At 58.3% G+C, this 12184-nt stretch carries 13 protein-coding genes; 4 read left to right on the plus strand and 9 right to left on the minus strand.

What is annotated here, in order from left to right; translation table 11 throughout:
• Positions 1-82: 82 nt before the first annotated feature.
• Positions 83-919, plus strand: a complete 837-nt coding sequence (locus tag I6G83_RS05745; RefSeq protein WP_015962244.1) for a MurR/RpiR family transcriptional regulator — start codon at positions 83-85, stop codon at positions 917-919.
• 59 nt (positions 920-978) lie between these two features.
• On the opposite strand, the gene iolB is transcribed toward I6G83_RS05745, so the two are convergent.
• Together iolB and I6G83_RS05755 are read right to left on the minus strand one after the other, a co-directional pair.
• A complete protein-coding gene (iolB, locus tag I6G83_RS05750) occupies positions 979-1797 on the minus strand; it encodes a 5-deoxy-glucuronate isomerase (RefSeq protein ID WP_015962245.1) in 819 nt (272 codons plus the stop codon).
• 107 nt (positions 1798-1904) lie between these two features.
• A complete protein-coding gene (locus I6G83_RS05755; RefSeq protein ID WP_054305733.1) occupies positions 1905-3410 on the minus strand; it encodes a CoA-acylating methylmalonate-semialdehyde dehydrogenase in 1506 nt (501 codons plus the stop codon).
• Positions 3411-3939: 529 nt separating this feature from the next.
• Here I6G83_RS05755 and I6G83_RS05760 point away from each other — a divergent pair.
• Together I6G83_RS05760 and I6G83_RS05765 are read left to right on the plus strand one after the other, a co-directional pair.
• Complete coding sequence (locus I6G83_RS05760) at positions 3940-5382, plus strand: sugar porter family MFS transporter (RefSeq protein ID WP_054305732.1); 1443 nt, start codon at positions 3940-3942, stop codon at positions 5380-5382.
• Between the two features lie 25 nt (positions 5383-5407).
• A complete protein-coding gene (locus I6G83_RS05765; protein ID WP_054305731.1) occupies positions 5408-6247 on the plus strand; it encodes a TIM barrel protein in 840 nt (279 codons plus the stop codon).
• A 41-nt stretch (positions 6248-6288) separates the two neighbouring features.
• Here the strand turns inward: I6G83_RS05765 and fetB are convergent, their stop codons facing one another.
• The 3 genes from fetB to I6G83_RS05780 all read right to left on the minus strand — a co-directional run bounded on the left by fetB (position 6289) and on the right by I6G83_RS05780 (position 8284).
• A complete protein-coding gene (fetB, locus tag I6G83_RS05770) occupies positions 6289-7062 on the minus strand; it encodes an iron efflux ABC transporter permease subunit FetB (RefSeq protein WP_015962249.1) in 774 nt (257 codons plus the stop codon).
• Positions 7049-7720, minus strand: a complete 672-nt coding sequence (fetA, locus tag I6G83_RS05775; RefSeq protein WP_015962250.1) for an iron efflux ABC transporter ATP-binding subunit FetA — start codon at positions 7718-7720, stop codon at positions 7049-7051. Before fetA ends, fetB begins: the two co-directional genes overlap by 14 nt.
• 159 nt (positions 7721-7879) lie before the next feature.
• Entirely contained in the window at positions 7880-8284 is a 405-nt protein-coding gene (locus I6G83_RS05780) for a RidA family protein (RefSeq protein WP_015962251.1), read from the minus strand.
• Between the two features lie 139 nt (positions 8285-8423).
• Between I6G83_RS05780 and I6G83_RS05785 the strand changes: the two genes are divergently transcribed.
• A complete protein-coding gene (locus tag I6G83_RS05785; RefSeq protein WP_054305730.1) occupies positions 8424-9356 on the plus strand; it encodes a LysR family transcriptional regulator in 933 nt (310 codons plus the stop codon).
• Positions 9357-9421: 65 nt separating this feature from the next.
• Here I6G83_RS05785 and I6G83_RS05790 read toward each other — a convergent pair whose 3' ends face one another.
• From I6G83_RS05790 to I6G83_RS05805, 4 genes are read right to left on the minus strand one after another with little or no spacing between them, the layout of a single operon-like run.
• A complete protein-coding gene (locus I6G83_RS05790; RefSeq protein WP_054305729.1) occupies positions 9422-10150 on the minus strand; it encodes a DUF1295 domain-containing protein in 729 nt (242 codons plus the stop codon).
• A gap of 24 nt (positions 10151-10174) precedes the next feature.
• Positions 10175-11242, minus strand: a complete 1068-nt coding sequence (locus I6G83_RS05795) for a hypothetical protein (RefSeq protein ID WP_054305728.1) — start codon at positions 11240-11242, stop codon at positions 10175-10177.
• The gene (locus I6G83_RS05800) at positions 11232-11879 is read right to left on the minus strand and encodes a 4'-phosphopantetheinyl transferase superfamily protein (protein ID WP_152972182.1); all 648 of its coding nucleotides are present in this window, start codon (positions 11877-11879) and stop codon (positions 11232-11234) included. Before I6G83_RS05800 ends, I6G83_RS05795 begins: the two co-directional genes overlap by 11 nt.
• Positions 11863-12177, minus strand: a complete 315-nt coding sequence (locus I6G83_RS05805) for a RedY (protein ID WP_054305726.1) — start codon at positions 12175-12177, stop codon at positions 11863-11865. Before I6G83_RS05805 ends, I6G83_RS05800 begins: the two co-directional genes overlap by 17 nt.
• Positions 12178-12184: the final 7 nt, after the last annotated feature.

Genomic DNA, 12184 nt, shown 5'->3' on the forward strand with positions numbered 1-12184 from the left:
TCCGCTCCGTCTGTTAGAATGACGAATAAATACTCCAGGCGCAGGCCTTTTAGCGCTTTAGCCAATACTGTGAGCCGAATGGATGAATAACCCAACTCAACTTTCGCTATTACAAGACGAAATCCGCCACCGTTATGAAACGCTCAGCAAACGTCTGAAGCAGGTCGCGCGTTATATTCTGGATAACAGCAACAGCATTGCGTTCGACACCGTGGCCTCCATCGCCGCACAGGCCAGCGTACCGCCATCAACCCTGATCCGCTTTGCCAACGCCTTCGGCTTCAGCGGCTTCAATGAGATGAAACAGGTCTTTCGTCAGCACCTGATGGAAGAGACGGTTAACTATACCGAGCGCGCCCGGCTGTTCCGTCAGACTTCGACGGATGACAACGCCGCACCGGAGAACCCGGCCGAAATTCTCAATGTCTTCACCATGGTGAATGCACAGGCGCTGCAGCAGCTGCCGGCGCAAATCGACGCCGCACAGCTGGAGAAAGCGGTAGAACTGCTGAAGAACGCAGAGAATATCTACGTGATTGGCCTGCGCCGTTCGTTCAGCGTCGCCTCCTATCTGACCTACGCCCTGCGCCATCTGGAGCGTCGCGCTTTCCTGATTGACGGCCTGGGCGGCATGTTTACCGAACAGCTGGGCATGGTGAAGCCAAAAGACGTGGTGATCGCCATTAGCTATTCGCCTTACGCCAGAGAAGCGTTGGAACTGGTGGAACTGGGCGCCAAACAGGGCGCGCAGCAAATCGCCATTACCGACAGCCAGGTAAGCCCGTTGGCGGCCTTTAGCGACGTGTGTTTCGTGGTCAGAGAAGCGCAGGTGGACGGGTTCCGTTCGCAGGTGGCTTCCATGTGCCTGGCGCAGACGCTGGCCGTTTCACTGGCGCTGAATAACGCTAAAGACGCATAGCATAAAGGGCGAACACCTGGTTCGCCCTCCTTCGTCGTCGTCACTCCGTGGCGACGCTGCTATTTCTGCGGGTAATCATCCCCGTTAATCCAGGCGTGATCTTTTTCCCAGGTAAACTTCCACAGGCGCGTCGGCCCGGCCATCACGTTAAGATAGTAGTTATCGTAGCCGGCCAGGGTGGCGACCGGATGATAGCCGCGCGGCACCTTGACTACGTCGCGGTTGTACACCGGCATACACTCATCCAACGAGCGGTCATCCGTGTACACGCGCTGCATGCAGAACCCCTGCTCCGGCTGAATACGGTGGTAGTAGGTCTCTTCCAGATAGGTTTCATCCGCAGAGTCTTCCCGATCGTGCTTATGGCTGGGGTAGGAGCTGGTATTCCCCTCGTCGGTGTAAACCTCCACCACCAACAGGCTGTCCGCCGGCTTATCATCCGGCAAAATATTGTGCACCAAGCGCTGGTTGCGGCCCTTGCCGCGGCGCTCAACACCAACGTCCGCCGGTGTAATCAGCCGCGAAGGCAGGTGACCACTTCCCGGCGCACTGCATACCGCCAGCTCCAGATCGCTTTCGGCACGCACGATAACCTGGTCATGATGCGGCACATAAACCGCATAGGGCGGCGTCCGTTCAAACGGACTCATACGTTTGCCGATATGGGGATATTCGGCGTGCTGCGTCGCGACGGAGGCAATGCCGGCCACCAATACCAGGCACAGCTCTTTATCGTCGCTGCTCAGCGTCAGCGTTTTCCCCGCTTCAAGGCGATAAACGTCAAAACCGACAAAACGCCAGTCGGCGTTTTCCGGCGTAACATGCTGAATACGCCCCTGGCTATCGGGTTGCTGGCATTTCGCAAGCAATGAAGACATGAACTCCTCCCGTTGTCGTCAAGCCATACCCGCCGGCGGCGCGTATGGCCGTTGTTATCGCAACGGGGGTAGCCTTACCTGTCCCGGCCGCCCCCGCGCATGGTTGCTCAGCCTAATGTCGGCATGCTGTATTCGGATACCGTCTGCTGGCCGGAAGGCCAGCGCGCCGTCGCCGTCTTCATACGCGTATAGAAACGCACCCCGTCGGCGCCGTGTACGTTGAGCGCGCCGAATACCGAACGCTTCCAGCCGCCAAAGCTGTGGAACGCCATCGGCACCGGTACCGGCACGTTGACCCCGACCATGCCGGCCTGCACCTCATGCACAAACTGGCGCGCATAGTGGCCATTGCTGGTAAAGATGGCGCTGCCGTTGCCGAACTCATGGCCGTTCACCGTGTCAATCGCTTCCTGATAGCTGGCGACGCGCACAATGCCCAGCACCGGCCCGAAGATCTCTTCACGATAAATACGCATCTGCGGCGTCACGTGATCAAACAGCGTGCCCCCGACGTAATAACCGTCCGGATGCCCCGGCACGCTGTAGTTGCGGCCGTCCGCCACCAGCGTCGCGCCTTCTTCGACGCCCACATCAATATAGCCCAGGACTTTCTGCTGGTGCGCCGAAGAAACCAGCGGCCCCATTTCATTCTCTTCGCCGCCCTGCTGCAGGCCTGGCCCGACGCGCAACTGAGCAATCAGCGGTTTCAACTTGGCGATCAGCGTATCGGCGGTATCGTCGCCCACCACCACCGCAATCGGCAGCGCCATGCAACGCTCGCCGGCGGAGCCGAATGCGCCGCCCATCAGGGCGTTCACCGTGGCGTCCAGATCGGCGTCCGGCATGATAATCGCCTGATTCTTCGCGGCGCCGAAGGCCTGCACCCGTTTGCCGTGGGCGCTGGCGGTGGTGTAGATATGCTCGGCGACGGTGGAGGAGCCGACAAAGCTGACCGCCTGGATCAGCGGGTCGGTGCACAGCTGCGCGGCATTTTCATTCGCGCAGTGCACCACGTTGAAAACGCCGTCCGGCAGGCCGGCCTCTTTCAGCAGCTCCGCCATGCGCACCGACGCCGACGGCGCCAGCGCCGGCGGCTTCAGCACAAAGGTGTTACCGCAGGCCAGCGCAATCGGGAACATCCACATCGGCACCATCGCCGGGAAGTTGAACGGCGTGATGCCGGCCACCACGCCCAGCGGCTGCATCAGGGAAAAGCTGTCGACGCCGGTGCCGACGTCGGCGGAATACTCCCCTTTCATCAGGTGAGGAATGCCGCAGGCGAACTCCACCACTTCCATACCGCGCGTCAGCTCACCCAGCGCGTCCGAATACACCTTGCCGTGCTCACTGACGATCAGCTGCGCCAGCTCTTCCCGGTGCTGCTCCAACAGCGCCTTGAAGTTAAACATGATGCGTGCGCGGCGCAGCGGGGTGGTTTGCGACCAGCCGGCGAACGCCCGGTGCGCGACATCAATCGCCTGTTTGACCTCGGCGGCGGTGCTTTGCGTCACCTGACGCTCAACCTGCCCGGTCGCCGGGTTATGCACGTCCACGCTTTGGTTGCTGCTGCTCGGACACACCTGCCCATCAATAAAGTTACCCACGATTTTCATGTTCCACCCTCTTTTCAACATGCCGCGATGACCAGGAGAGCCCTCAGATAGCGCGGTGCCTTACGGCACCTGCAGACAGGCTTAACCCTGGCCGAATGAAGTAAACCTTATTCCATTGAAAAAAAAGTTTCAAATAAAACGTTTTGGAAATTTTATTTTTGGCGTAGCCGATCGCAATTTTTAAGGTAACGTTACATCGCCATGTCCAACAAACAGGAAAACGTCCCTTCCCGCCAAATGGCGTAAAAACCCTTAACAGCACCCGCTAACGCCTGCCGGCGCGGCTGGTTTTCTTGCTTCGCAGCTCGCAAGAAACGGGTATGGCACTTTTCTTTTCCAGTGATTTTTTTGAACTGCGTCTAAAAATCAATATTTCATTATTCCGTAATTATGAAATAAATGTTCTTCTCAATCGCTGAATTACCCGAATAAACACGCCTTGATGACAGGCACGGTTCACACCTTCCGCCCGCCTTCCCCTGACGACGCGCATTGCGGACGGAAACATGGATAAAAATCGGAGCAACATATGTCACATCAGCGAAAACATAATACAGGGTACGTACTGCGGATATGCGGCATCGCGGCGCTCGGCGGTATTTTGTTCGGCTACGATACCGCCGTAATCTCCGGCGCCATCGAAGCATTGAAAGCCTATTTCCACCTCACCCCGGCGGAAACCGGCTGGGCGGTGTCCAACGTGGTGCTCGGCTGCGTGCTGGGCGCATTCGGCGCCGGGCCGCTGGCCGGCCGCTACGGACGCAAAAAAGCGCTGGTGCTGGCGGCGCTGCTGTTCACCATTTCCGCCGTGGGCGCCGCGCTGGCGACCACCTTCACCTGGTTCATCATCTACCGCATGATCGGCGGGCTGGCGGTGGGCATCGCCGCCACCGTCTCTCCGATGTATATGTCGGAGGTGTCTCCCAAGGACATGCGCGGCCGCGCGCTGAGCATGCAGCAGTTCGCCATCGTGTTCGGCCAGATCCTGATCTTTTACGTCAACTTTAAAATCGCCAGCTACGCCTCGGAAGCCTGGCTGACCGAGATGGGCTGGCGCTGGATGATCGGCTCGGAAGTAGTGCCCTGCATTCTGTTTTGCATTCTGGTGTTTATTATCCCTGAGTCACCGCGCTGGAACGTGATGGTGGGCCAGGAAGACAAGGCGCTGGCGATGCTGACCCGCGTCTCCAACGAGGCCCACGCGCGCAACGTCCTGAAAGAAATTAAAGCGTCCCTGCAGGAAGACCTGCAACAGGCCAAGCAAAAGCTCAATTTCCACGACAAGCGCGTGCGTTTCATTCTGTTCGTCGGCTGCATGATCGCCATGCTGCAGCAGGTCACTGGCGTCAACGTGATGATGTACTACGCCCCCGTGGTGCTGAAAACCGTCACCAGCAACGCGCAGGAAGCCCTGTTCCAGACCATCTGGATCGGCGTGCTGCAGCTGGTCGGCTCGGTGATCGGGGCCATGCTGATGGACCGCATCGGCCGCCTGCCGCTGATGCGCTTCGGCACCCTCGGCGCCATTATCGGCCTGTTGATCACCTCCTACGCGCTCTATAGCGAAACCACCGGCTACTTCGCCCTGTTCGGCATGCTGTTCTTTATGCTGTTTTACGCGCTCTCCTGGGGCGTCGGCTGCTGGGTGCTGATCTCCGAAATCTTCCCCAACCGGATGCGTTCGGAAGGTATGAGCATCGCCGTCGGCTGTATGTGGGTCGCCAACTTCGCCGTCTCGCAAACCTTCCCGATGATCAATGACAACCCTTACCTGTTCTCCACCTTCCACGGCGCCTTCCCGATGTGGGTGTTCGCCGCCTGCTGCGTGTTCAGCTACTGGTTTATCTGCCGCTTCGTGCCGGAGACCAAAGGCGTATCGCTGGAAAAAATGGAACAGGTGGTGATGGCCAAGCGCTACCGCCAGCCTGTCGCTACGGCCAAATCCTTATCGTTACCCAATGAAAAACCCTAACCTTTATTTGTGGGAGTCCGACACCATGGCCATTGCGCTGGATCGTTTCTGTATCAATCGAAAGATAGCCCCGAATCTCGATCTGGAACGTTTTTTCCAACTGGTAAAAAAATGCGGCCTTAGCAAGGTTGAGCTGCGCAACGATATGCCCAGCGGCAAAGTAACCGACGACTTGAGCAATGAGCAGCTCAACGCGCTGGCAGCGAAGTACGGCATTGAAATCATCACCATCAATGCGCTCGGCATGTTCAACCTGCCGGACGATGAAGAGACGCTGCTCGGCAATGCGCACGCGCTGCTGGCGCAGGCGCAGGCCATTCACAGTAGGGCGCTGGTGCTGTGCCCGCACTGCAGCAAGGACGATCGCCGCAGCGATGAGCAAAAGCAGCAGGACACGCTGGCCGCGCTGCGGCTGCTGGCGCCGCTGTTCCGGCATTACGGCGTTGAAGGCTATGTGGAGCCGCTCGGCTTCGGCATCAGCTCTCTGCGCTCATCACTGCTGAGCCAGGCCATTATCCGCGATGCCGGCGCTCCCTATCAGATCGTGCTGGATACCTTCCACCATTACCTGAGCGAGCCTGCTCAGCAGGAATTTGATGCGCAGATCCAGATCGATCGGATCGGTCTGGTGCACCTCTCCGGCGTCGAAGATCCGCGCGCCAAGGAGACGCTGGGCGATGAGGAACGCATTATGCTGAGCGAACGGGATCGTCTGGAGAGTAAAAAGCAGGTGCAGAATCTGGAACGCCTGGGCTACCGGGGCATTTACGCCTTCGAGCCTTTCTCTTCACAGCTGAACAGCTGGACGGAAGCGGATATTGAACGGGAAATTCACCAAAGCATCGCGCTGCTGCAGACGCCGTAGCCGATAAAATAACGGCCTCTTTTGAGAGGCCGTATTCTTTTTTACTTCAGCGTGGTCACCACCAGCTGATGACGCTGGTTATAAAACTTACGGTACGCCAGGTAGCAGGCGATGATGGTCGACAGGCTGGCGGTAGACAGCAGCATAAACGTCACCATTATCTGGTATTTGATCGCCTTCACCGGATCGATACCGGCAAAGATCAAACCAGACATCATGCCCGGCAGGCTGACCAGCCCCACCGTTTTGGCCGAATCAATCGTTGGGATCAGCGAAGCGCGAATGCTGTCGCGAATCAGCGCGGCGGACGCAAACTTCGGTGAAGCGCCCAGGCTGAGCATCTCCTGGATCTTCTGCTGTTCGCTTTTGAAACGCTGCCCCAGGTTGTTGTAACACAGCCCGACCGCCACCATGGCGTTGCCGGCGATCATGCCGGAAATCGGGATCACCTGCATCGGCGTAAATTCAATCGACCCGGTCAGCACCAGCACAATCAGCGTCAGCGCCGCGCCGGTGGTAATGGCGATAAACGACGTTACAAAAGCATGCTCAATATATTTGCTGCGCTTTTTGGCGTTGTAGGCCGCATTGAAGCAGATAAACAGCACCATCAACACCGTCAGCGCCTCGTTATTCAAGGCAAAAATATACTTCAGCACATAGCCGACAATAATCAGCTGCACCACCGCCCGGCAGATGCTCCAGATAATGTCTTTTTCCAGCGCCAGCTTTTCTTTATGGCTGATTAAAATCGCCACCAGCACCAGAATCATCGACAGCCCCAGTGATTCATTGGTGATGTTATGCTGGTTCATTGGCTGTCTCCCGTGCCTGATGCGCCTGCAGCTCGATAATATCGTCGGCATGCGCAATTTCATCCCGGTCGTGCGTCACCCACAGCACGGCCATATTCTGCTGTGCAACCAGCTGGCGGATAATTTCATTAACGTTATGCTTATTCTCTTCATCCAGCGCGCTGGTGACCTCATCCAGCAGCAGGACCTGAGGCACAAACTGCAGGTTGCGGATCAGCGAAACCCGCTGTTTTTCCCCGCCGGACAGTTCGTTAATGCTTTTTTGCAGCAGGCTCTCCGGCAGCATAAAGCGCTGCAGATCCCGCTTCATTTTTTCCTCATCCGGTTTGACGTGGCGAATCTGGTAAGGCAGCGCCAGATTGTCAAATACCGAACTGCCAAACAGAGCCGGCGTCTGGAAACAGTAGGAAACCTGCTGACGATAGTGCTCAGGCGACAGCTCGTTAATATTCTTGCCGTCAAAAATAATAGCGCCGCGGGTTGGGCTAATCAGTGAGGAAACAATTTTCAGCAGCGTACTTTTGCCACAGCCGGAGGGGCCGGTGATGAGTTTGAACTCACCGGATTTTAGCGTCAAAGAGACCGAATCCAGAATTACCGAGTCATCTATTTGATAATGGATATCATCCAATATCAGTATGTTATTACCTTCCTTCATTATGACTCCATTCATTACGTACGATGAATGGTCAGTATAGGGTGCCGGAAATCCGCCAGGCAAATTGCTATTAGCAAACAATACGAGAGTTTGCGCCAAACGCGCGCCTGCGCCAGCCGGTGTCTGTGCCGGCGCAGGCGGCATAATACGCCGGCGTTGTCAGCTTTCCGCCTCCGACGGCAGCTTGGCAATCACCTTGATTTCAAACTGAAAACCATAGAGCCAGGTCACCCCGACGGCGGTTAGCGTCGGGTGCGGCGCGCTGCCCCAATACTCCGGCACCACCTCCCAGACGGTGTGGAAGATGGATTGCGGATCCACCATAAAGACGGTGACGTCGATAACGTCATCAAAGGTGCATCCGGCAGCCTGCAACACCGCATTCAGGTTGTCGAAGGCACGGCGCACCTGCGCCGTCAAATCCGGCTCCGGCGAGCCGTCCTCACGGCTGCCGACCTGGCCTGACACAAACAGCAGGCCATTGGCGCGAATCGCCGGGGAATAACGGTTACGTTCATACAGCGCCTGACGCCCTGCGGGGAATACCACATCTCGCTTCGCCATGATCGATCTCCTGTGCGGGTTGATTCACCCATAAAGTTCGGTGAACAAAGACTTTAAAGTCCGCCGCCTGGCGAATAAACTGGCAAAAAGCACCATCACTGTTTGTAAAACACAAACAATCGCGGAGGCTCCAGGCTATATGGATCGATTCGATGCAATGCAGGCCTTTGTCCGCGTGGTGGACAGCGGCAGCTTTACCAAGGCCGCAGAAAACCTGCAGGTCAGCAGAACAACGGTGACCCAGCTGGTGCAACAGCTGGAAGCACGGCTGCGCGTTAAATTACTCAACCGCACCACCCGCCGGGTTCACCTTACCGCCGACGGCGCCGCCTACTACGAACGTGTCGTGCGTTTGCTGGCCGATTTGGACGATGCGGAAACCAGCCTGTCCGGCGCCGCCGCTGCGCCGCGCGGCCGGCTGCGGATCGACGTGCCCAGCCCGTTGGCACGGATGATTTTAGTGCCGGCGCTCCCCACCTTTCACGCACAATACCCGGATATTCAGATTGATATGGGCGTCAGCGATCGTATCGTGGATTTAATTGGCGAGCAGGTGGACTGCGTGGTGCGCGGCGGGGAAATCAGCGACCAGTCCCTGGTGGCGCGCCACGTGGCGGATTTACAGCTGGGCGCCTATGCCGCACCGTCCTATCTGGCGCAGGCCGGCGTACCCGCCCATCCGCGCGAACTGGAAGAGAGCCATCACCGCATCGTCGGCTTTCTCTGGGCGCGCAGCGGTAAAGCGCTGCCCTACGCCATGCGCCGCGACGATGAACGGCTGGAGGTCCACGGGCGCTATATCCTCGCCGTTGACGACGGCAACGCCTATCTGGCCGCCGGTCTGGCGGGGTTGGGCATTCTGTGGTTGCCCGATTATATGGCCGCTCCCGCCCTGGCGCGCGGCGAGCTGACGCCGCTGTTCAGCGACTGGCGTTTTGAACCGATGCCGCTCTATATCGCCTTTCGTCCCAACCGGCACGTCAGCGCCAAGCTGCGCGTATTTATTGATTGGGTAGTGGCGCTGATGGCGCAACAGGCGCCGCCGGGGCGCGTTTTAGCCGCACCGCGCTAACCACCGATCAAAAATGGAGCCTGAGCGGCTCCATCGTACGGATTGCTCCGGCTTTCAGACTGCGGCTAAAAAATAAAGGGAATAAAACATTTCACTTTACGCTTATAGTCCAGCCAGGCTTCGCCGTAGCGTTTTTCGGCCATTTTCTCGCTTTTGGGAATCGCATCGGCAAAATATTGCACCAGGTTGGTCAGCGGCGCGACAATGCCAAACCAGTTGCCGGCCAGCAGCCCGAAACTGACGAAAATTAAAAAGTCGCCAAAATAGTTGGGGTGGCGCGCCATCGACCAAAAACCGACGTCGAGAATGCGTCCCTTGTTCTTTGGATCCTGTTTGAAGCGCCGTTTTTGATAGTCACTGCCAAAGTGAAAACAGGTGCCGACCAGATAAAAACCGATCGCCAGCCACTGCGGTACTCCCCAAGGCCCCTGCGCCTGGCTGCCCCAGTAAAAAGGCAGGCAATACAGCCAGCCGAAAATATTAACCATCATCACCGCCAGCCAGGGCACCTGTTGCGTCGGCATCACCTCTTTGAGCTTGGAGGCGGCGGTATTGCCGTACCAGCGCGTCAGCACAATGTTCATCCGCAGCAGATAGAGGCCCACCAGGATCAGAATCAATGCCTTGTGGGAGATATCGCCGGCACCGAAATAGCAATACACCAAAGCAACCGGCCCCATGGCGTTGAACCCCCATAAAAACATCGGCCGGGTGTCCTGAGCATTGCGGCTGGAGATAAAAGCCAGCACGGAGAGAATCAGTAATACGATCGCCAATGCAATCCAAACGTTCATTGCGTACTCCTTTTCTAAGGTCAGTTATAAAGTGTCGATCCCTGTCGGCGGTGCCGAACGCGACGCGGTTAAAATGTTTTGCCAGCTACGCCTCGGCGTGGCGCTGCCCGGCTGCTGCAGATGACCAAAACGCGCAAAAAATACCGGCTGTTCATCAAGCGCCAATGCGGCGGCCAGTTCGCGGCGCGGCGCGGCATGCTGCACCAGGACGCTGAGCGGGTGCAGCCCCCAGCCCCAGTCCTGCAGCACCAGCCACAGCCGACCGAGGCGCATCCCCACCATAAACAGCGCTTCGCGGCTCTCCTCTTGCAGGCCAATCGCCAGGTATTGCGGCCCCTGCGCCACAAGGTCGGCCAACCCTTTCGCCATACGTTCAGGCAGGCGCAAACCGGTGGTTAGCCAATGCAGGCGCGGATGAAATGCCAGGCGGAATGTGTACTTGAATGAAGTCGATACCGGTCCGAACAGGTGATGGAGGCAAAAACCGTCGTCGGCAGGACGCCGCTCGTCGAACCGAATAAACTGATACGTTTCTTGCCAGGCGCGCCGGTCGGCAAAATCGAGCGCAGCATGGCGGGCAATCAGCCGGGCAATTTCAGCGCGCTGCGGCACGTCCGGCTCAATGCTGAGGGTTGCCGCCGTACCGGCAAACAACGCGTTCAGCTGCATGTACTGCTCATCGTCGATGCGCGTTGGCTGATAGACCGAGCGGGCCGTGTGCCGTTGCGTTATCGCCTGCGCCAACAGGCGGTGTGCATCCGCGTCCGGAGCCAACTCCGCCGCAGGGGAAAACGCGATCAGCGTATCCGACGCGGCATGGCGCCCGTCCCCGACCCAGCGCCAGTCGATCGGCCGGCCGGCATAGCCAAGCAGCGCGCTAAGGTATTCAAAGAAAATCCCGCAGCTCATCAGCATTTCACGCTCCAGCGACGGTAATCCACGCAGCGCGCGTCGTCGGTCAATGGCCAGCGTCCCGCTGCGCGTTGCGGCATCATAGTGCACCAACCAGGGCTGGCAGTTATGCGATGACGGCGCCAGGCGCGCAATATCCAGCGCGCGCTGCAGCGCCCGTTCAAAGGGTTCATGCGTCATCACGCACCTCCAACGGTAGTATCTCCACCCATGGCGTCAAAGAGGCATCCCCCGAGTAACACAGCGCGCATACCCACTCCAGGCTGTACCACAGCCAAAAACGCCGCCGCGTCAGGCCACCTGCAGCACTCACCACCTGCTGATTGCGCCAGTCAATATGAATATCGCTCAGCCGGTAGGGCAAACCGCGGCCATGGCTTTTTAAAAAAGCCTCGCGGATCGCCCAGGCAGCGCAGGACTGAACCGGCCCCAACCCACGCTCGCCAACGGTAAACGCCTGACGATGCGCGGCGACGCCAAAGGGGCGATAGTGCTGCAGATCAATACCGACTGCGCCGTCGCCGGTCGCGCCGGCATACCACGATTGCGAATGGCTGAGCGATACGCACCGCGCCCCCCGCAGCGGATGTTCGCCAACCGGCTGGCCGCCGGGCCGCGCCCGCAGCGTGAAGCCGCCGGCCTCAGCCGACGCGTCATCCGCACTCCATACCCGGTTCAACAAGGCTACGGCCAGCGCGCGCGCGTTGCCCCTTACCCGCAGCCGGTGCTGCAGCGCCGGCTCTGCGCTGTGGCGTCCGCTTTCAGCAACCGCCACGCTAATCCTCGCTTTCGCGTGACGACTATTGCTGATAGCCATCGCCAATCCTTTCTCCCGCAATCTCCGTCACCACTTCCGCCATTTGGTCAAAGCGGGTGACCAGGCTTTGAAACAGCGGCGTCCGCATCTCTCGCTCAAACGCATCCATCGCGCTGATATGAATAATTTCAATAAAGTGAAACGGCGCATCCGCCTCCCGGCTGACCTCCACCACTTCAAAGGCGTGCACCGCATCAAGGCGGCAACAGGCCGGATAATCGACGGTTTCCACCCACTCGCGAAATGCAGCGCGGTGGGCAATATCCTTCAAACGAATTTTATGGACGATGGTATGCATGAAATCC

Origin of the sequence: Serratia rubidaea, from assembly GCF_016026735.1 — a bacterium.
GTDB lineage: Bacteria > Pseudomonadota > Gammaproteobacteria > Enterobacterales > Enterobacteriaceae > Serratia_B > Serratia_B rubidaea.